We start from the raw sequence: 20243 nt of genomic DNA on the forward strand, positions 1-20243 counted from the left end.
ATGTCTACACCTTTAGTAAGTATTCACTCACAAAAAACACACTTGCCTAGCGAGTATGGAAAAGTTGCTGTGCTGCTTGGCGGCGATTCTGCTGAACGGGAAGTATCGTTAAATTCGGGCAACGCGGTGTTAAACGCACTGTTAAGACAAGGTGTGGATGCTTTTGCGTTCGACCCTGCAGAGCGCCCGTTAACCGATCTTCTTGAACTAAACGTAGACCGGGCGCTCATTATGCTGCACGGTCGAGGTGGTGAAGATGGCTCTATGCAAGGTGCTCTTCAGCTTCTAAAAATACCCTACACGGGAAGCCGCGTTTTGGGCTCAGCGTTGGCAATGGACAAAATTCACACTAAGCAAGTGTGGCAAAGTTTAGGTTTACCTACCGCTAAATATGAAATTGCTGATAAAAGGCACTTTGAAGCTGGTAAGTGCAGCGCTATAATGGATAAATTGGGGAATGAAGTCATGGTAAAACCGGCCAGAGAAGGGTCGAGTATTGGCATGGCGAGAGTGACAAGCGCTAAACAACTCGAAACTGCCGTTCAGGACGCCTTTAAATATGATAATCAAGTCCTGTTAGAGCAGTATATAGACGGTCCCGAATTCACTGTTTCTGTCTTACAGGGGCAGGCGTTGCCGTCTATTCGCATGTCTACTCCACATACATTCTATGATTATGCTGCGAAATATCAGGATAATACGACTGAATATTATTGCCCAAGCGGCTTGTCTGAAGAGCAAGAAGCACAGCTAGCAAAACTAGCATCACGTGCTTTCGATGCTATTTCTGGCAGCGGCTGGGGCAGAATAGACGTTATGCAGGACAACCAAAGGCAATTTTATTTGCTAGAGGCGAATACAGTGCCTGGCATGACAGAAAAGAGTTTGGTGCCTAAGGCAGCCAAAGTTGCAGGATTAACATTTGACGAACTGGTACTCAGTATTCTTTCTACCAGTTTTGACGACGTTGCAAACAAGGCGTAGACGTGGCTAATACCGATACTAACCAAGACAGGCAAGCTTCTGTTGAGGGCAGCAAAAGTAAATCAGCAGTGTGGGGCGGCGTCGCTTTCTTACTGTTGGTTATTGCTGGATTAGTATTTGGTGGGTTGAAAGCTAATCAGTATTTGCAAGATGAACAGCAAATGCCGGTACAGGTTATCGATTTTTCTGGTGATTATCAGCATATCGATATTACAAAGCTTGAGCGATTGATTCGTAAAGCGCAACCAGGAAGTTTTTTTGCCCTAGACGTTAACGAGGTATTCGAACTCGTTGAATCACAGTCTTGGGTTTACCGTGCTTCGGTTCGCAAAAAGTGGCCGAACACGCTGAAAATTTATTTGGTGGAACAGCAGCCGGTCGCCCAATGGAACGAGGATTTGTTGTTAAACCCTTATGGGGATACGTTTAACGATGAAGGTGTAGTGCTCGATCTACCGCGTTTATATGGCCCCGGCGGTAGCGAGAAAACGGCGCTAGAAGGTTATAACGCCATGCATGCACTTATTTCAACAACAGACATGACGTTGTCTGAGTTGTCATTAAGCGAACGATTTGCATGGCAGGTGCAGTTGAAAAACGGCATAAAATTGAATTTAGGACGTCAGGAGTTCATCGATAGGCTGCAGCGCTTTATTGATGTATATCCACTTTTGGCGCAACAAGAGAAGGCGGTGAAATACGTCGACCTTCGCTATGACACGGGTGTTGCCGTTGGCTGGAAAGACGACAACACCACAGATGAAGAGAGTTAAGGAAACCATGTCAAAACCTGCTGAACGCAATTTGATTGTAGGACTAGATATCGGCACCAGCCAAGTCAAGGCTGTGGTGGGTGAATTGCTAGAAGACGATCAAATCAGTATCGTTGGCGTGGGCACCCATGCATCTAAAGGCATGGATAAGGGCGGCGTTAACGATTTAAATTTGGTGGTTAAGTGGGTTCAGCGTGCGGTAAACGAGATGGAGTTAATGGCAGATTGCCGTGTGTCTTCAGTTTTCATGTCTATCTCGGGTCGCCACGTTAAGTGCCAAAATGAAAACGGCATGGTACCGATTAACAATCAAGAAGTAACACAAGAAGATGTGGACAACGTTATTCATGCAGCGCGCAGTGTGCCTATTGCGGCTGAACGTCGTCTTCTGCATGTGTTACCCCAAGAGTTTACTATTGACGTGCAAGAAGGGATTAAAAACCCGATAGGCATGTCGGGCGTAAGAATGGAAGCAGATGCGCACATTATCACTTGCGCCGACGATATGGCGAAGAACATGGTGAAGTGCGTTGAGCGTTGTGAGCTTAATGCGGACCAACTGATTTTTTCAGCCCTCGCATCAAGCTATGCCGTTTTAACCGACGACGAGCGAGAGCTTGGTGTCTGTGTGGTTGATATTGGTGGCGGTACGATGGACATCGTGATTTTCACCGATGGCGCCATTCGCCACACTGCGGTCATACCGGTTGCTGGTAATCAAATTACCAGTGACATAGCAAAAATATTTAGAACACCTATTAGTAATGCAGAGGAAATTAAGGTTAATTACGCCTGTGCATTAAAAGATATGGTGAGTATGGAAGACAGTATTGAAGTACCTAGTGTTGGCGGACGCCCAGCTAGAGTCATGTCTCGTCATACGTTAGCTGAGGTTATTGAGCCTCGCTATCAGGAACTTTTTGAGCTGGTACATGATGAAATTCGTGCCAGCGGTCTGGAAGAGCAAATCGCAGCGGGTCTTGTACTTACTGGTGGTACCGCTAAGATGGAAGGTGCTGTTGAATTTGCCGAAGAACTTTTCCAGATGCCCGTGCGCGTGGGCAAACCCATCAACGTAAAAGGTTTATCTGAATACGTCGATGATGCTGGATTTGCGACAGTCGTTGGGCTGCTGCAATATGGCAAAGTACAATCTGATAATAAAAAGTCCAGTACGCAGAAAACCGGTGAAAGCTTATTTCATCGTGTGCAAAGCTGGTTTAAAGGTGAATTTTAATTTTTTGGGGGCGCTATAGCTACGGCATTAAGGCTAGCAGGAAGCAATTAGCCTAAGGGAATGACCTGGCGTAGTGTTTAAAAGACGTACAACCGGAGAGTAAGTATGTTCGAATTAATGGATAGTCACGGCGAAGAAGCCGTAATCAAAGTCATCGGTGTCGGTGGCGGCGGTGGTAATGCAGTTGAACACATGGTGTCTCAAAGCATTGAAGGCGTAGAATTTATTGCGGTAAACACAGATGCACAGGTGCTTCGTAGCTCAAGTGCAAATGTTACGCTTCAAATTGGCTCAAGCGTAACAAAAGGCTTGGGTGCAGGTGCCGATCCGAATATCGGTCGTGAAGCAGCGCAAGAAGACAGAGAAACGATACGCCAAGCGCTTGACGGCGCGGATATGGTGTTTATCACAGCCGGTATGGGCGGTGGTACAGGTACTGGTGCAGCGCCAGAAGTGGCAAAGATTGCCCGTGAAATGGGTATTCTAACCGTAGCGGTTGTTACTAAGCCATTCCCATTTGAAGGTAAAAAGCGTACCTCTTTTGCTGAGCAAGGTATTGTAGAGCTTGCGAACAATGTTGACTCGTTGATCACTATTCCTAACGAAAAACTATTGAAAGTAATGGGTCCAGGCACGCCACTACTTCAGGCATTCAGCGCAGCAAATGATGTATTACGCGGCGCGGTTCAAGGTATTGCCGAGCTAATCACTCGCCCTGGTTTGATCAACGTTGACTTTGCAGACGTACGAACTGTTATGTCTGAAATGGGGAAAGCCATGATGGGGAGTGGTGCAGCAAGCGGTCCAGACCGTGCTGAAGAAGCCGCGGAATCTGCCATTGCAAGCCCGCTTCTAGAAGACATCGATTTGTCAGGTGCGCGCGGTATCCTTGTAAACATTACTGCTGGCCCGGATTTCGCTATCGACGAGTTTGAGACTGTAGGTAATGCAGTTAAAGCATTCGCATCAGAAAACGCGACTGTGGTTGTGGGTACAGTTATTGATATGGAAATGACAGATGAGCTTCGCGTTACGGTTGTTGCGACCGGTATTGGCGCAGAGCGCAAGCCTGACATTTCGCTAGTAAGCTCTGAAGGTTCTCGCCTGACGACCCCAGCGAAAGAGTACGGCAGCACACACTCAAGTGAGCCGCGTTCTGCAGTCGGTGGTACGGAAGGTAATCAAGCGCTTAAAGCTGATGACAGTGCACAACCTGACAACGACTTGGAGTATCTAGATATTCCAGCGTTTCTTCGTAAACAGGCAGACTAATTTAGCTGTTTGAAAACGAAGGGAATTATTTTGCGTTTGTGATGTCTCATTAATTAGATGAAATTTCACAGCGTGAAAAATTCGCGTGAAGTGATTGTTTAAATACGCAATCTGACGGGGTAAATATCGTCGGAACGGGTGTTTTTTGACATGTGAGTAATAACTCACTATAATTCGCGCCCGCTTTTTTAATAGGTAAAAGCTTAAGCAGATGATTAGACAACGTACAATCAAGCAATCGGTACAAGAGACCGGTATTGGGCTTCATAAAGGGGAAAAGGTCACAATGACTCTCCGACCTGCGCCAGCAAACACGGGTATCGTGTTTAGGCGTGTTGACCTTGAACCACATGTCGACATACCTTCGCGTGCGAACGCGGTAGGTAATACCATGCTGTGTACGTGTCTAAATAATGAAGACGGTGTAACTATTCAAACGGTAGAACATCTGGCGTCTGCGCTTGCAGGGTTAGGTATCGACAATATCATTGTTGAGGTAGACAGTAACGAGCTGCCAATTATGGACGGAAGTGCTAGCCCGTTCGTATTTCTACTTCAATCTGCGGGTATTGAAGAGCTAAATGCGCCAAAGCGATTTATCCGAATTAAAAAGCCTGTTCGAGTTGAAGATGGCGATAAGTGGGCAGAATTAGTGCCATACGACGGTTTTCGTGTTGATTTCCAAATCGACTTTGATCACCCGGTAATTAGTCAAACTCGTCAACATATGACGATGGATTTTGATTCATGTTCATATGTTAATGAAGTAAGTCGAGCACGTACGTTTGGCTTTATGCGCGACCTTGAATACATGAACGCGAACAACTTAGCACTAGGCGGTAGCATGGAAAATGCTGTTGCCTTAGATGAGTTTCGCGTATTAAACCCAGAAGGGTTGCGTTACGATGATGAGTTTTTGAAACACAAGATTTTGGACGCTATTGGTGACTTATACTTAGGCGGCCATAGTTTAATTGGTGAATTACGTGCTTACAAAACAGGCCACGGTCTGAACAATAAGCTATTAAACGCTGTGTTAGCGCAAAAAGAGTGTTGGGAGTTCGTGACATACGATTCTCAGGAAACCGCGCCAATTCGTTATGCTCAACCGGCATTAGCGTAATATTTTCAAAAGCCGCCTAACAGGCGGCTTTTTTTCATATGGCAATTACTGAAATAAATGATACAGTAGCCGAATAATTAATATAAATTTCACCCATGTGCCAGAAATTAACAGTCAAAAGCGATTGTGGTTTATTTTCGTCGGGGCACTGGCGTGAAACAGCAATAATCTTCGTGGTATGAAACTAACTATTACATTAGCAGGCAAAAATAAACGTTACAGACACAGTATCAGTGTCCGCACGCTTGTTAGTGCCACCGTGCTATCGTCTATTTTTATGTTGGTATCCAGCCGTTCAACCGAATCGGTGTCCGAAGATATTGCGCGTGTGCGTTTAGCCCAAACAGAAGTCAATGAACAACAAAAAGATGTTGAGGCGCTAAAGCAACAAACCTCCGTTAAGATAAAAGCCTTACTTTCTCATGTCGCTGAACTATCAGCGCAAGCTACGTTGCTTGATGAGAAAGGTAAGCAAATAGCAACAGAATTAGGTATGTCAGCGGCTGACCTGGACGCTTTCGTACCGGTATCGATACCGGATAACCTCCAAGACGACCCCATTCTTCACGAAATAGCAAAGCTTGAGCAATCACTTGATTTGAAGTCTCAACAATTATCTATGCTTGAAAGTTTGGTAAGGGGTCACCATATAAACGAACAGAGCCAATTATCTGGTCGTCCGATTGAGTCAGGGTGGTTGTCTTCTTATTATGGTATGCGGGCCGATCCGTTTACAGGTAAACCAACCATGCACAAAGGGTTGGACTTTGCAGGTAAAGCAGGAGAAAACGTCGTTGCTACTGCAGCAGGTATTGTAACCTGGGCAGGCGAGCGCTACGGCTATGGCCAACTAGTAGAGATTGATCACGGTGATGGTTTTGTTACCCGATACGGGCACAACGATGAATTGACCGTATCAATAGGCGATGTTGTCACCAAGGGTGAAGCTATTGCTAAAATGGGCAACACCGGGCGTTCAACCGGCGTTCACGTTCACTACGAAGTAATAAGAAACGGAAAACAAGTCGATCCTCTGCCTTTCGTCTACAAAAAGTAGATTAAGGTAGCAGCCAGGTATATTCCTGTTATCAAGGCTTTTTACAGGCAGCTTTGATGGCGGTGAAACACAATTTTAGAAAATCGCAAAGCACCCGAACAAACCGGTTGTGTTTTTTACGTTTAATTTAGCTGTGCACAATGTGCGGCGTCTCGACAAGTAGTGGAATAAAAAAGCTAATGTTTTCAAGCATCCTTCGAAAAGTATTCGGTAGCAGAAATGACCGACTATTAAAAAAATTACGCAAAAACGTAGATGCCATCAATGCACTGGAAGCAGAATTTGAAAAGCTTTCCGATGAGGCGCTAAAGGCTAAAACCGACGAATTTAAAGCGCGCATTGAAAAGGGAGAAACCCTTGACGACATCCTTATTGAAGCGTTTGCTACGGTGCGTGAAGCAAGTAAGCGTGTATATGGTATGCGTCACTTCGACGTTCAAATGCTAGGTGGCCAAGTACTGCACGAAGGTAAAATTTCAGAAATGCGTACCGGTGAGGGTAAAACCTTAACGGCAACGTTGCCTACCTATCTTAATGCGCTATCGGGTAAAGGTGTTCATGTAGTTACCGTGAACGATTACTTAGCACGTCGTGATGCTGAATGGAGTAATCAGCTATTTGACTTCCTAGGCATGCGCGTTGGATGTAACGTACCAGGTATGTCACCACAGCAAAAGCGAGAAGCTTATCAGGCGGACATTACTTACGGTACGAACAATGAATTTGGTTTCGACTACCTTCGTGACAACATGGCATTTAGCCCGCAAGATCGCGTTCAGCGCCCACTTAACTATGCAGTAGTGGACGAGGTTGACTCAATCCTTATCGACGAAGCCCGTACGCCACTTATCATTTCTGGCCAGGCTGAAGATAGTTCAGAGTTGTATCGTCGTATCAACATCATTATTCCTAAGCTTGTTCAGCAGGAAAAGGAAGATGAAGAAGGTCAAGAAGGCGATGGTGATTACACTATCGACCTTAAAGCTAAACAAATTCATCTAACAGAGCGCGGTCAAATTCACGTTGAAGAAATTCTACATGAAGAAGGATTATTGCCAGAAGGCGAGTCATTGTTTGATGCAGGCAATATTTCTTTGCTTCACCATATTAACGCTGCACTTCGCGCGCACAAACTGTTCTCTAAAGACGTAGACTACATTGTTAAAGAAGACCAAATCGTTATTGTTGACGAACATACCGGTCGTACAATGGAAGGCCGTCGCTGGTCTGAAGGTCTTCACCAAGCAGTAGAAGCAAAAGAAGGAGTTCGAATTCAAAACGAAAACCAAACCCTTGCGTCTATTACTTTCCAGAACTACTTTCGTTTGTACAACAAGCTTGCGGGTATGACGGGTACTGCAGACACAGAAGCATTCGAATTTAATCATATTTACGGCTTAGAGACGGTAGTGATCCCAACTAACCGCCCTATGCAGCGTAAAGATATGCCTGATCTTATCTATCTGACGGCAGAAGAGAAATACGAAGCCATTGTTGAAGATATTAAAGAGTGCGTTAAGCGCGGTCAGCCAACCCTTGTAGGCACAGTCTCTATCGAGAACTCGGAACTGATTTCTCGCATTCTTAAAAAGTCGAAAATTCCTCATAAGGTACTTAACGCTAAGTTCCATGAACACGAAGCCGATATTGTTGCTCAAGCAGGTAAACCAGGTGCTGTTACCATAGCGACCAACATGGCCGGCCGTGGTACTGATATCGTGTTAGGCGGTAACTGGCAAGCGGAAGTCGAAAAAATAGAAAACCCAACGGAAGCACAAATTGAAAAGATCAAAGCGGCGTGGAAAGAGAGCCACGACGCTGTACTTGCTTCGGGCGGTTTACATATCATTGGTACAGAACGTCACGAGTCTCGTCGTATCGATAACCAGCTTCGCGGTCGTTCAGGCCGTCAAGGTGACCCAGGTTCAAGCCGTTTCTACCTATCATTAGACGACGCGCTAATGCGTATCTTTGCCTCTGAAAAAATGGGCAATATGATGAAGCGCCTTGGTATGGAGCGTGGTGAAGCCATTGAACACCCTTGGGTGACGCGGGCTATCGAAAATGCGCAGCGCAAAGTAGAAGGCCGTAACTTCGACATTCGTAAGCAGTTGCTTGAATACGATGATGTGGCTAACGACCAACGTAAAGTTATTTACGAACAGCGCAATGAACTGCTTGATGAAGGCGATATTAGCGAGACAATTGCGGCTATTCGTGAAGACGTAATTTCAAGCGTTGTTGACGAGTACATCCCACCGCAATCTCTTGAAGAAATGTGGGACGTTAGCGGCCTAGAAGAGCGTATGCGCGCTGATTTCGCTGTAGACCTGCCAATCAAAACCTGGCTAGAAAATGACGATAAGCTTTATGAAGAAAAGCTTCGCGAACGCATTTTAGGTGAAGTGATCAGCGCCTATAAACAAAAAGAAGAAGTGGTAGGCGAACAGGTGCTACGCCAGTTCGAAAAAGCCGTAATGCTTCAGAACCTAGACAGCCATTGGAAAGAGCATTTGGCAGCAATGGACCACCTACGCCAAGGTATTCACTTACGCGGTTACGCACAGAAAAACCCTAAGCAAGAATACAAGCGTGAGTCGTTTGCCTTGTTCTCTCAAATGTTAGAAGCGCTCAAAGTTGAAGTGATCACTATTCTTGCTCGTGTAAAAGTACAAGCTGAAGAAGATGTTCAAAAAGTTGAAGAGCAGCGTCGCCAAGCTGACGATGTGCCTAAGAACTTCGAGCACGAAGAAGCTAGCGCAGCGCCAGAAGCAGCTAGCGACAAAGTACGTACCCAAGTTCGCGAGGGCGCGAAAGTAGGCCGCAACGACCCATGTCCTTGTGGTTCTGGTAAGAAATATAAGCAGTGTCACGGTAAATTGAAGTAATGAAAGTGGTACATGTTGCTGTGGGCGTTATCGCCCGCGGCGATGAAATATTCATTACCTTGCGTCCCGACGGTGTTCATCAGGGTGGGAAATGGGAATTCCCAGGCGGTAAGGTGGAAGAAGGCGAAACCGTGCTTCAGGCGCTAACGCGTGAGCTTGCTGAGGAAGTAGGAATTAGCGTTAACCACAGTGAGCCAGTCATTGTTATTACCCATGACTATGGCGATAAACAAGTTAAGCTAGATGTGCATCGCGTGGATGATTTCGCAGGTGAGCCCCATGGTAAAGAAGGACAACAATCGCGGTGGGTCAATGTGCGAGCACTTAACGCCGAAGACTTCCCGGAAGCGAACGTTCCAATAATCGACGCACTGCAAAGCAAAGCGTAGTCATATAGTTACTATTCAGCAACCAGCTTACAGCAGAAGCAAAACATCGAAAAAATTTGAAAGCGGCTAATAGCCGCTTTTTTCTTATACTTAGGTATAAGTTATTAGCTTATCTTAAAAAACTTCATGCCAAAGTTAGCCCTATTAGACTTTTGTACTTTGACAAAGTCGGTCTTGTGGACTCCGACTTCACTGCATTTATAAGCTTTTGTTTTTACATACAAACGTAAAATCACGCCTTTTGTGACATTTAGGGCATATTATTTCGTGAAAAAAAGGAAAAGCCCTTTCCGTAGTGATAATCATACAAAGGTATTTGGCTTTATACTTAAATAGCCCTTTTTTTGAACGATATTTAATATTGTTGATAAATTGCCATTTAAATATCGAGGTTAATTATGGCGCTCAAAAGGTCCACTGAACAAGCTGTAACACCAACCGTCCGCGTAGACGCTAAAATGAGAAAAGAAGCGGAAGAGGAGCGCCGCAAAGCGAGAACTTTAGCACGACAGCAACAAGCCGCGGAGCGTATAGCAACATCAACAGCTGAGCTGGCAAGTGGAATAAATCAAGCATCAAGCGCTACCGATCAATTGTCTACTGCCGTTAACGAGATTGCCGCAGGAGCAGAGGAATCCAGCAGCGCAAGCCAGGAAAGCTTGGCCGCCGTGACACAGATTTCCGGCGGACTTGCGGCACAGCTCGAACTGGCTGGCGCAACAATGGACAAAACCAACGAGCTCCAAACCTATCTTGAACGGGTGGTTTGTGACCTAGGAGCCATGATGACGAGCGTTAAAACTGCGTCGGAGCATCAATCACGCTCGGTGGTGATGATGAGTGAGTTAGAGCAGCAAGCCTCAAATATCGGTGAAGCCGTCAAACAAGTCACCCGAATTGCAGACCAAACCAACTTATTGGCCCTTAACGCCGCGATAGAGGCCGGACGTGCTGGTAAGCATGGTAAAGGCTTTGCCGTTGTTGCTGATACTGTCCGAGCGCTTGCCGAAGTGTCAGATAAAAGCGCATCTGAAATTGCAAAGCAGATAGAGCAAATCCAGGAACAGTCAAACCGCGTCTCAGATGCGGTGAAAGCCTCCTCTGAAGCTGCGCTTGATGAAGTGAGCAAAGGTGAGGCTGTTACAGAACAACTTAATACTATAAAAGCGGATATGCAAAGCATTGCGGATGGCGCTAGAGAATTACAGGAACAAGTAAAATCAATGGATGCTGCGGCCCAAGAAATTCAAGCAGGCTCAGAAATCATCTCATGTGCTGCCGACGAACAATCCACCGCAGCACAAGAAGTTTCATCGAATGTTTCTGAGCAAAGTGTCGCTTTGTCACAGGCTGAACAGGCATCGCAGTCTTTAGAAATAATCACCGAAGAGCTTAAAAACAGCACTGATATCAATAAAAGCGCAGAGGAAGTCGCATCTTCAGCTGAGGAACTGTCGGCGAGTTTAGAAGAGATTAACCGCTCTTCAAGCGAAATAATGACGGCACTTACTCAGGTCAATAACGGTGCTCAACAGGCTGCGAGTTCAGTTGACCAAGCTGTGGGTAATATCGATCTGTTAAGAGAAGGGGTCGAAAGAGCATCAACGCAAAGTGATATAGCACTTGAAAAAGGCGAAGCAATTACGAGGCTGCTTCAAGAGAATCGTTCGCTAATTGAAGAAATGGTAAGCGGTATAAATTTAGCTTTGGAAACCAGTAAAGAAAACGTCAGTGCCATTTCTGAGATGGAAATGATGACACGGCAAATAGATAAGGTGATCGATACGATCACAACCGTTTCGGTTAAAACTAGTATGCTGGCTGTAAACGGCGCGGTAGAGGCCGCACGAGCAGGTGAGTACGGTAAGGGGTTTGCGGTAGTATCTGCGGATATACAAAGCCTAGCTGATGAGGCTGCAGAAAATGTTGAGCAAATAAAAGATCTTATCAAAGCGATTCAAGATCAGACGGTAAGTGTTAAGACCGACCTCACGAACGTAGCAGAAAGCGCATATAGAGAGGTGATGAAAGCCAAGGAAACTACAAGAGATGTTGAACAAATTGCAAACGACATTGGCGATGTTGTGAATTACAACAAACGAATGAAAGAGCGTGGTGAAGAAATAGCCGCGGGTGTGACACAAGCTCAGCGCGGCCTAGAGCAAATTGCAACAGCCAACGAGCAGGCGAGCAGTAACTGCCAGCAAGCGTTGAGCGCCGCTGAGCAGCAAAGTAAAGGCATGGAGATGTTAGCCAAATCAATTGAAGAAATAGCTTCGGTAGCAGACGAAATGCAAAACGGCTAATCCATCGCACAAGACTTTACAGGGGGAACTTGCCTCATGAGTATTGACACAACACTCAATGAAACTGACGCTAATCTTGAGCAGGTTTCGGACGGTGAGCAACAGTTCGTATCTTTCATAGTCGAGCAAGAACGCTTTACCTTTCCCATGTTATCGGTAGGTGAAATCATTCGTGTGCCGACTATGGTTTCAGTGCCTCTTGGCCCACCGCAAATGATGGGGTTAGCAAACCTACGGGGAAATGTGCTTCCAGTGTATGACTTGAGCGCTATTTTGCTTGGTCGCCATGCAGAGGTGAGTGATGCTACTCGTGTCGTCGTAGTGGAGACTGAACTTGGAAGTTTAGGTTTTTTAGTCGACAGGGTACTTCGCGTATACAGTGTCGTAGAAGGTGCTGTCATTAATAAAGCAGCAATGACAGATTCTATTTCCTATGACTTCATGCTCGGGATTATTAAGCAAAACGATCAGCCGGTGGAGCAAATCTTGGATGTTTCAGCTCTGGCGAGAGCGCAAGCTGTGACTAAGCAAAGCGGTGGTGCGATGCAATTATCGGGCATGCGACGCCTAGACGGTGATGAAGCAGATTGTGCAGATATTGATGACAGTCTACAACAGTTGGTGTGTTTTTCTCTGGAAAAGCAAGAGTTTGCTTTTCACCTTCAAGATGTGGAGGAGATTGTGAGAGTTCCCGCTGAGATATCACAACTACCTGAAAGTGCACCGGCCGTCCTCGGTTTGGTTAATCTTCGCGGCCGCATTATTCCTATTGTCGACTTATCGAATGCCATTGGCATGATGCCAACGGAAATTAATGAAACATCTCGCATTGTGGTCACCCAAAACTTTGAGTTTGGTAGTGTGGGTTTTATTGTTGCTAAGGTCAGTAACGTAGTATCTATTTCTGAAACTGAGCTAGAAAGCGTGCCATCAGTCTGTAACGACGGTGCGGAATCTGGACTTCTTGAAGCTGTATACCGCAGCGATGGTGGAAAGCGTCTGGTCTCCATTATTAACCTTCCTAATATCTATGGGCGCGCGCTCATGAGTGCGCTTACTGGTATCGATGACGATATTAAGCAGGAGTCGCAAATGAGCGAAAGTAACGAAGTAGCGTTTGATGAAGATGACTGCGAGCAATACGTGATTTTCTGGATTAATGGGCAAGAATACGGCGTGAGCATTGACGATACCCAAGAAATTACAAGAGTGCCCGAAAAGCTAGAAAGCGTGCCGAGCACGCCAAATTATCTCAAAGGTATAGTCAATCTTCGCGGAACGGTACTGCCCGTTATTGACCTGCGCAGCCGATTAGGTATGCCGTGTAGTGAGACTTCAGAACGTCAGCGAATTATTGTACTCACAAAGAATAAACAGCGGACAGGTTTTATCGTGGATGGTGTAGCAGAAGTAAAAACGGTAGTCAGACAAACTATTGAAGAGGCCCCATCGCTATCAGAGATGCAGTCTGAATTTTTAAACCGTTTGATAAAGCTTAACGATGAAAAGCGCATCATCCAAATTATCGAACCCAATGTGTTGCTCAACGACAATGCAGTCGCAAAGGTTCAAGAGCAATGCTAATCAACGTTTAAGGTGATCTATGACAGTGAAAGTCCTTATTGTGGATGATTCAGCATTAATGCGTAAGCTGTTTACAGAGCTTTTCGAGAAGGAGGGCTTTATCGTTCAAACAGCACGCAATGGGGAAGAAGCATTAACCAAAGCCGTTGAGTTCGAGCCAGACTGTATCACATTAGATATCAACATGCCGGTAATGGACGGTATGACATGCTTGGCCATGCTGAAAAAGCTTTATACATGCCCCGTCATCATGGTGTCTTCGTTAACACAAAAAGGCGCAACCATTACGTTAGAGGCACTGGCACTTGGTGCCAGCGACTTTGTTCTAAAGACTGGGGGCACTGTTTCACGGAATATCTCAGATTTAGAAGTCCCGCTTATTAATAAAATCCATGCGCTAGCGAAAACCGGTAAACCCCAGCGTCCCATCACAAAAACGCCACCGGTTGTTGAACAAAAGGTTGTACGAAATAGAAGCAGCGGTGCGTTCGAAATAGTACTTGTAGGGGTATCAACTGGTGGACCAAAGAAACTAGAGCATTTGGTTGCGAATCTGAATCCTTCTTTTCCTGTGCCGATTGTCATCTCTCAGCATATGCCAGCATCTTTCACCTGTGCACTGGCGAAGCGGTTAGATGGTTTAAGTTCGCTTAATGTTGTTGAAGTCGACAGTAAGATGCCAATAAAACCAGGCACCGTCTATTTAGCGAAAGGTGATGCGGACCTTGCTTTTTCTAAAGCAGGTAGTGAGGTTTTTGCTCGACCAGTACCCTCTAGTCCGAGCTTTTTATGGCACCCCAGTGTAGATCGAATGGTTGATAGTGCGCTTACCTGCTATAAACCCCTTTCCATGCTATGCGTTCAGCTAACAGGAATGGGAAGTGATGGCGTTACCGCAATGAGTAAGGCTTATAAAGAGGGTGCAACAACAATCGCAGAGAGCGAGGCCACATCGGTGGTGTTTGGTATGCCTAAAGAGCTTATCGAAGCTGGCTGTGCCAGTTTTGTACTTGACAGTCCGAAGGTCGCATCGAAGTTAAATGCGCTTTGTCGTTAATAGGAGTAGTAAAAAATGGGTTTAAAAAAGAAAGTGGAGCCTGTTGCCAATATTTCCGAAGACTTTGAAGAAAAGCGCGAGACCCCCCGAACTACAGAACAACTCGTTAGCGAACTTAACTCAAACGATGGTGACGTGCGTCGATGGGCTATTAGAGATTTAAGTGGTCAAAAAGCAGCCTGCGACGAGTTTCTCAGACGGCTGCCTTTCGAAGACGATCCGACCGTTATTGAAGCGCTATTTAGTGCACTTGAGCAAGATATGTCAGGCCGTCACGCATCCCAAGTGCTCAGCTTACTTAAGAGCGAAAACGTGCAGCTTCGAAACGGTGCTATAGAACTTATGCAACAAAATCCAGATGTATTTGCGGCGAATGTTACCCTTCTTATGCAGGATAAAGATCCGGATACACGTATTTTTTGTGTAGATATCATTGGTGCCGTAGCACACATTGAAGCGGTAAATTGGCTGCACCAGTTTGCTCTAAACGATGACAATGAAAATGTAGTTGGCACAGCGCTCGATAAACTTGCAGAGATTGCAGATGTATCAACACTCGACATTTTGCAAACAGTAGAAAGCCGCTTCCCAAGTCATAGCTACATTCAATTTGTGATCTCTTTGATAAGAAGCCAGGTGAGAGGCGCCGATGAGTAACGCAGCATTGGAAAAAATAGATGCTGCCGACTTCGAGCGGTTCCGCTCTATGTTTTACCGAAAAACGGGGATCCACTTCGAAGACTCGAAGCGCTATTTCGTGGATAAACGTCTTCACGAACGAATGAAAGCCACGGGGCACCTGAGCTTTAAAAGCTATTTCACCTACATGCGGTTCCAAGCATCCGGCGAGGAGTTTCAAAACCTCGTAAATTCGATGACGGTAAATGAAACCTACTTCTTCCGGGAGGAATATCAGTTCGAAGCCATGACGAGAGAAATTATGGATGAGCTAGACAGCTATCGCCCGTCTGGAGAAGATTTAAGAATTTGGTCAGTACCTTCAAGCACAGGTGAAGAGCCGTATTCAATAGCTATCTATCTTATTGAGTATTGGAAAGGTTTAGTCCACAGAGATGTGGAACTGATTTCTTCCGATATCGACAGTAACGTTTTGGCGTCAGCGAAAAAAGGGCTGTATTCGAAGCGCTCGGTACAAAATATTCCGCTTCCGCTGATAAAAAAATACTTCAAAGAAATGAACGGGCAATATCAGTTAAGCGAAGATATTCGGGATTCAGTGTCATTTACACTCGCGAATATATTGTCTGGCAACAATATGAAACAGTTCCGAAACTTTGATCTTATTTTTTGCCGCAACCTGCTTATTTACTTCGACGATGAATCTCGCAAAAAGGCGGCGCATGTACTTTATGACGCGATGAAGCCCGGTGGTTATATCTTTTTAGGTCACAGCGAGTCGATGAGCCGCATTTCATCCATGTTTAAAGTACGCAAGTTTGGTGATGTCATTGCCTATCAAAAGCCGCTTGCAGGAGGGGCATAACATGAAAACAGTAATGATTGTTGATGATGCCTCCACGGTAAGGATGTTCCACAAAATGCTGGTATCTACTCCTGACCGAATTATCGAAGAAGCTGAAAATGGTGTAGAAGCTCTAGAAAAAGCCATTGGCACACAGGTCGATTTATTTTTGGTTGATGTGAATATGCCAAAAATGGACGGATATCGACTGTGCAAAGAGATCCGCCGTAACGAGGCGCTCCGTGCAGTACCTATTATTATGGTCAGCACCGAATCAGCAAATCGAGATGCCGAACGGGCGTATCAATGCGGTGCAAATTACTACATGACTAAACCTGTTGATGCAGACATGCTGAAATTGGTTGTTAGTGCAGTAATTGGAGGGGGCTCCAATGAGTGAGTTACTTGATGTATTCATCGGAGAGTCACGAGAAAACCTTGAGTCGGCGAGCCAAGAATTACTAGAAATTCAATCTTCGGGACCAGCCCCAGAACGTGTAGATAAAATTTTTCGCGATCTGCACACCATCAAGGGGTCATCTGACTTATTTGATATAAAACCTTTAACTCGATTAGCGCATGCAGCAGAAGACTTACTTGATAGTGTTAGAGCAAATGAGGTGTCTTTTAGTAACGATATTGGCGACTTATTGCTCGAGGCTTTAGATCAAATTTCGATATGGTTCGACGAACTAGAGGTGGGCTCCCAAGACCTTGAACAATGGCAACCTATATCGGTTAACTTAGGTGCACAGCTAAGGCATTTCATCGATCCAGATGCATCATGCGGCTCTAGTAACGAAAATGAAGCAGTATCAAGTAAAGAATCATCATCAGTTAATCAAAATCTAACTGATACTCAACGAGAGCTTTTGGCTGACTTCAGCGAAAACGCAGACCTTAAGCTGCTGTGTCAGACTTACGGGCCGTATTGCTATCTTATTCAATACACACCCGATGAAGGTTGTTTCTTTCGAGGGGAAGACCCTGTTAATGTTGCGCTAACTTTACCTGGTCTTAAGGCTTTCAATATTGCCATGCCTGAATTGGATCATGACGCAGACATTTATAACTGCATGACTAGGATTAAAGCGATAGGTTGTGCAGATGAAGATGTGATTAAGCAGCACATGGCGTATTACGAAGGGCAATACACGGTTACTTTTTTCTCGAGTCAGGCGTTGAGCGCCAGTTGCGCTAGCAAAATTAGAGAAAATATTGCCCAAATTCCTGATGAAACATTAACCGATGCAATAGCAGATAATAATCTTGAACAAGTTAATTCAAGTGCAGGGCTGTTGCTTGCCTCTCAGGATTTTAGTGACGCTGACTGTGATGATGCAAAGCGCGTAACTTTACAATTTTTATCAACCGCAAGCGAGCTGGATTTCCTTAGTAGGGCAGAGCCAAGCAGTCACGCGGAAACAGCAGAAAGCGCCAGTCAAAGCATAAGCAATGAAGCGTTTGTTGGTACTGACGATAAGGCAAGTGTTAATGTTTTGAGTAACGCCGATGAAGACGCCCCCCTTAAATCTAATGTCAAGCTAGCAGATATTTCAGCGCGTCCAGAAAAAATTCTAGCCCCTCATGAAAAGGCAATTCTTACTCAGCAACTTACTCTCTTAAATTCAGATAATTACAAGACGGAGCTTATGTTCCCCTCTATAGCAGGGCTCGTAGGGAACATGTTGGGTGAAACTTTTAGCGATGAAGATACCCTGGCGGTTGCTATTTGCAATGCATTAGATGACGAAACAATCAATGAGCAAGCTGATGAAATACATAAGCAACAAAGCACAGAAGAAGCGTCAGCAGAGACTACGCAGCAGACGAATACATCACCAAGCACAGCTGATTTCTCAGAAATTAATACCGTACCCGGTCGAGGTGACAGTCCGCAACCGATTAAAGCCGAACGCCAGGCAGTAAAAATGTTAAAAGTCGATCAAACAAAGATCGACTATCTAATGGACATTGTTGGCGAGCTAACGGTGGCAAAAAACTCGTTACCCTATCTCGCAAAGCAAGCCGAAGAAGAGGGGGGAAGTAGAAAGCTCAGTAAGCAGATTAAAGCGCATTTTTCTATTGTTAACCGCTTGACTGAGTCACTACAAAGCGCCGTATTACAAATACGTATGGTGCCCGTTTCCCATGTATTTCAGCGCTATCCTCGTCTGATAAGAGATTTAGCCAGAAAGCTCGATAAAAAAATTGAGCTTTGTATGCAGGGTGAAGACACAGAATTCGACAAAAACTTAATCGAATCCCTCTCTGAGCCTCTCATTCACTTGCTGCGAAACAGTATTGACCACGGCATTGAATCACCCGAAGAAAGAATAGAGAAGGGCAAGCCAGAAACGGGGCGTATAGATTTAATTGCTACCCCCCTTGATGACAGTGTCATTATCGAGATCCGAGACGATGGTAAGGGTATTGATCCCAATAAAATAAAGCTGCTTGCTTTTCAGAAAGGGGTAATAACCGAATCTCAGCTTGAGAGCATTGATGATAACGAGGCGCTTCAGCTGATTTTTGCCGCCGGATTTTCTACCAGTGAACAAGTGTCGGATCTTTCCGGTCGTGGCGTGGGCATGGATGCGGTTAAAACCATGGTCAGTCAAGCGGGCGGCACCATTGAAATGTACAGTGAAGTGGGCGTGGGTACGACCTTTAAACTGCTTTTACCTCAAACCATGTCGGTTAACCGTGTGATGATGTTTGAAGTAAGCGACCAAATGTTTGGTGTTGGAATGGATGCGGTGGTTGAGACCGTTAAAGTCCCAACCTCAGATATTCAGCGCATTCGAAATGAACATATCCTTGTTATCCGAGAAAAGCTTATTCCAGTGTGTAATCTGCGTGAGGCACTTGGGTTTGAACAGGACGTAGATAGAGAGGAACAGTCAATTCTGGTGGTTTCTACCCCGCAGGGAGAGTTTGGGTTAATCATCGATAAGTTTCATGAGGGCATTGATGTCATTCAAAAACCACTAGAAGGCGTGTTGGCGGGATACGCACACTTTTCGGGAACAGCGCTGCTTGGCGACGGGCGAGTGCTATTGATCATCAATGTACAAGAGGTATTAGCCAAATGCCGATAGCGTTCAAAAAGAAAGTGGCAGTGATGACCGGACACTGTGAAATTGAAGAAGCAGAAAGCCTGTTTACTTGGCTTAACGAAGAGGCTTCTCGGCAAGTTAACCTTAAGGCATTAACAAGTGCACACACTGCGGTTTACCAGGTATTGCTCGCTAAAAAGCCGAAGGTCAGCGTGTGGCCAGAATCTGAAAACCTGTTTTGGTTGATTAAAATAATGAATAACAAGAGCAATGTGTGGTGCGAATGAAAGTAATCACAGTAGCTAATCGCAAAGGCGGCACGGCAAAAACGACGACAGTCGTCAACCTTGCCTATGGGTTTGCACAGGCAGGCAAGCGAGTAATGGTGATAGATCTCGACAATCAAGGTCACGTAATGCACGGGTTAAAAGCGCTTGGATGTGCACCACAAAACGATATTGGCGAATTGCCGATTAGCCATTTTTTTACGTCAATTTTGAAGTGTTCAGAAAACATTTACGCCACGGATGTGGATACGAACAAGGCGAATACCAACGATAACGTAACGATGGATACCCTGCGAAACTGGTGTGATTCAGATTGCGTTAGAAGGCATTTTGACGTTGTACTTATCGATACTCCGCCAACGCTAAGCCCGCAACTGATGGCTGCGTTGTCAGCCGCCACCGATATTATTATTCCTGCTACTCCTTTGCCACTTGCTAGCGACGGCGTGCAGAAATTATTAACCGCCTGCAGAAACGCTATGGCACAAAGAAAGTTCAGAGCGACTAAGCTGACTATTTTACCCGTAATGGTTGAACAAAATTTAAAACTACATCGTCAGGAACTGAGTGGATGGTACGAGCGTTACGGGCGCAACAAAGTGTTAGTACCTATAAGAAAGAGCATCAAATTAGCCGAGGCATTTGCACAAAACAAACCGGTTTTTGCCTATGCGCCTAACAGTCGTGGCGCACACGACTATACTGAATTATGTAAACAATTAATCGGCTAAAAACAAGAGGTAA

At 45.3% G+C, this 20243-nt stretch carries 17 protein-coding genes; all 17 read left to right on the plus strand.

Annotation, left to right across the window (positions count from 1 at the left end):
- The 17 genes from C6Y39_RS01690 (at position 1) to C6Y39_RS01770 (ending at position 20230) form a co-directional block, all read left to right on the plus strand.
- Positions 1-984, plus strand: coding sequence for a D-alanine--D-alanine ligase (locus C6Y39_RS01690; protein WP_105929591.1), 984 nt, complete (start codon positions 1-3; stop codon positions 982-984).
- A gap of 2 nt (positions 985-986) precedes the next feature.
- Positions 987-1757 (plus strand): cell division protein FtsQ/DivIB, encoded by a 771-nt coding sequence (locus tag C6Y39_RS01695; protein ID WP_105929592.1) that lies wholly within the window; start codon positions 987-989, stop codon positions 1755-1757.
- A 7-nt stretch (positions 1758-1764) separates the two neighbouring features.
- Complete coding sequence (gene ftsA, locus C6Y39_RS01700) at positions 1765-2994, plus strand: cell division protein FtsA (RefSeq protein WP_105929668.1); 1230 nt, start codon at positions 1765-1767, stop codon at positions 2992-2994.
- Between the two features lie 105 nt (positions 2995-3099).
- Positions 3100-4266, plus strand: coding sequence for a cell division protein FtsZ (gene ftsZ / locus C6Y39_RS01705; protein WP_105929593.1), 1167 nt, complete (start codon positions 3100-3102; stop codon positions 4264-4266).
- 211 nt (positions 4267-4477) lie between these two features.
- Positions 4478-5389 carry a UDP-3-O-acyl-N-acetylglucosamine deacetylase gene (lpxC, locus tag C6Y39_RS01710; RefSeq protein ID WP_105929594.1) on the plus strand — a complete coding sequence of 304 codons (912 nt, stop codon included), beginning with the start codon at positions 4478-4480 and terminating at the stop codon, positions 5387-5389.
- A 178-nt stretch (positions 5390-5567) separates the two neighbouring features.
- Positions 5568-6446 carry a M23 family metallopeptidase gene (locus tag C6Y39_RS01715; RefSeq protein ID WP_105929595.1) on the plus strand — a complete coding sequence of 293 codons (879 nt, stop codon included), beginning with the start codon at positions 5568-5570 and terminating at the stop codon, positions 6444-6446.
- 179 nt (positions 6447-6625) lie between these two features.
- Positions 6626-9334 (plus strand): preprotein translocase subunit SecA, encoded by a 2709-nt coding sequence (secA, locus tag C6Y39_RS01720; RefSeq protein ID WP_105929596.1) that lies wholly within the window; start codon positions 6626-6628, stop codon positions 9332-9334.
- Positions 9334-9723, plus strand: a complete 390-nt coding sequence (mutT, locus tag C6Y39_RS01725; protein ID WP_105929597.1) for an 8-oxo-dGTP diphosphatase MutT — start codon at positions 9334-9336, stop codon at positions 9721-9723. The genes secA and mutT overlap by 1 nt, the downstream gene beginning before the upstream one ends.
- Before the next feature lie 398 nt (positions 9724-10121).
- Positions 10122-12029 carry a methyl-accepting chemotaxis protein gene (locus C6Y39_RS01730; protein ID WP_105929598.1) on the plus strand — a complete coding sequence of 636 codons (1908 nt, stop codon included), beginning with the start codon at positions 10122-10124 and terminating at the stop codon, positions 12027-12029.
- Positions 12030-12065: 36 nt separating this feature from the next.
- The gene (locus tag C6Y39_RS01735) at positions 12066-13613 is read left to right on the plus strand and encodes a chemotaxis protein CheW (protein ID WP_105929599.1); all 1548 of its coding nucleotides are present in this window, start codon (positions 12066-12068) and stop codon (positions 13611-13613) included.
- Between the two features lie 19 nt (positions 13614-13632).
- On the plus strand, positions 13633-14670 hold the full coding sequence (gene cheB / locus C6Y39_RS01740; RefSeq protein WP_105929600.1) for a chemotaxis-specific protein-glutamate methyltransferase CheB: 1038 nt from the start codon (positions 13633-13635) through the stop codon (positions 14668-14670).
- Positions 14671-14685: 15 nt separating this feature from the next.
- Positions 14686-15327 (plus strand): HEAT repeat domain-containing protein, encoded by a 642-nt coding sequence (locus tag C6Y39_RS01745; protein WP_105929601.1) that lies wholly within the window; start codon positions 14686-14688, stop codon positions 15325-15327.
- Complete coding sequence (locus C6Y39_RS01750) at positions 15320-16174, plus strand: CheR family methyltransferase (protein WP_105929602.1); 855 nt, start codon at positions 15320-15322, stop codon at positions 16172-16174. Before C6Y39_RS01745 ends, C6Y39_RS01750 begins: the two co-directional genes overlap by 8 nt.
- Position 16175: 1 nt before the next feature.
- Positions 16176-16553 carry a response regulator gene (locus C6Y39_RS01755; RefSeq protein ID WP_105929603.1) on the plus strand — a complete coding sequence of 126 codons (378 nt, stop codon included), beginning with the start codon at positions 16176-16178 and terminating at the stop codon, positions 16551-16553.
- Positions 16546-19254 carry a chemotaxis protein CheA gene (locus C6Y39_RS01760; protein WP_105929604.1) on the plus strand — a complete coding sequence of 903 codons (2709 nt, stop codon included), beginning with the start codon at positions 16546-16548 and terminating at the stop codon, positions 19252-19254. The genes C6Y39_RS01755 and C6Y39_RS01760 overlap by 8 nt, the downstream gene beginning before the upstream one ends.
- Positions 19245-19499 (plus strand): hypothetical protein, encoded by a 255-nt coding sequence (locus tag C6Y39_RS01765; protein ID WP_105929605.1) that lies wholly within the window; start codon positions 19245-19247, stop codon positions 19497-19499. The genes C6Y39_RS01760 and C6Y39_RS01765 overlap by 10 nt, the downstream gene beginning before the upstream one ends.
- Positions 19496-20230 carry a ParA family protein gene (locus C6Y39_RS01770; RefSeq protein ID WP_105929606.1) on the plus strand — a complete coding sequence of 245 codons (735 nt, stop codon included), beginning with the start codon at positions 19496-19498 and terminating at the stop codon, positions 20228-20230. The genes C6Y39_RS01765 and C6Y39_RS01770 overlap by 4 nt, the downstream gene beginning before the upstream one ends.
- Positions 20231-20243: the final 13 nt, after the last annotated feature.

The sequence above is a fragment of the Alteromonas gracilis genome, assembly GCF_002993325.1.
GTDB lineage: Bacteria > Pseudomonadota > Gammaproteobacteria > Enterobacterales > Alteromonadaceae > Alteromonas > Alteromonas gracilis.

Excerpts from the sequence above, each read along its gene's own strand:
- C6Y39_RS01690 (WP_105929591.1), top strand. The coding sequence starts at position 1 with ATGTCTACACCTTTAGTAAGTATTCACTCACAAAAAACACACTTGCCT.
- ftsA (WP_105929668.1), top strand. The coding sequence starts at position 1,765 with ATGTCAAAACCTGCTGAACGCAATTTGATTGTAGGACTAGATATCGGC.
- ftsZ (WP_105929593.1), top strand. The coding sequence starts at position 3,100 with ATGTTCGAATTAATGGATAGTCACGGCGAAGAAGCCGTAATCAAAGTC.
- lpxC (WP_105929594.1), top strand. The coding sequence starts at position 4,478 with ATGATTAGACAACGTACAATCAAGCAATCGGTACAAGAGACCGGTATT.
- C6Y39_RS01715 (WP_105929595.1), top strand. The coding sequence starts at position 5,568 with ATGAAACTAACTATTACATTAGCAGGCAAAAATAAACGTTACAGACAC.
- secA (WP_105929596.1), top strand. The coding sequence starts at position 6,626 with ATGTTTTCAAGCATCCTTCGAAAAGTATTCGGTAGCAGAAATGACCGA.
- mutT (WP_105929597.1), top strand. The coding sequence starts at position 9,334 with ATGAAAGTGGTACATGTTGCTGTGGGCGTTATCGCCCGCGGCGATGAA.
- C6Y39_RS01730 (WP_105929598.1), top strand. The coding sequence starts at position 10,122 with ATGGCGCTCAAAAGGTCCACTGAACAAGCTGTAACACCAACCGTCCGC.
- C6Y39_RS01735 (WP_105929599.1), top strand. The coding sequence starts at position 12,066 with ATGAGTATTGACACAACACTCAATGAAACTGACGCTAATCTTGAGCAG.
- cheB (WP_105929600.1), top strand. The coding sequence starts at position 13,633 with ATGACAGTGAAAGTCCTTATTGTGGATGATTCAGCATTAATGCGTAAG.
- C6Y39_RS01745 (WP_105929601.1), top strand. The coding sequence starts at position 14,686 with ATGGGTTTAAAAAAGAAAGTGGAGCCTGTTGCCAATATTTCCGAAGAC.
- C6Y39_RS01750 (WP_105929602.1), top strand. The coding sequence starts at position 15,320 with ATGAGTAACGCAGCATTGGAAAAAATAGATGCTGCCGACTTCGAGCGG.
- C6Y39_RS01755 (WP_105929603.1), top strand. The coding sequence starts at position 16,176 with ATGAAAACAGTAATGATTGTTGATGATGCCTCCACGGTAAGGATGTTC.
- C6Y39_RS01760 (WP_105929604.1), top strand. The coding sequence starts at position 16,546 with ATGAGTGAGTTACTTGATGTATTCATCGGAGAGTCACGAGAAAACCTT.
- C6Y39_RS01765 (WP_105929605.1), top strand. The coding sequence starts at position 19,245 with ATGCCGATAGCGTTCAAAAAGAAAGTGGCAGTGATGACCGGACACTGT.
- C6Y39_RS01770 (WP_105929606.1), top strand. The coding sequence starts at position 19,496 with ATGAAAGTAATCACAGTAGCTAATCGCAAAGGCGGCACGGCAAAAACG.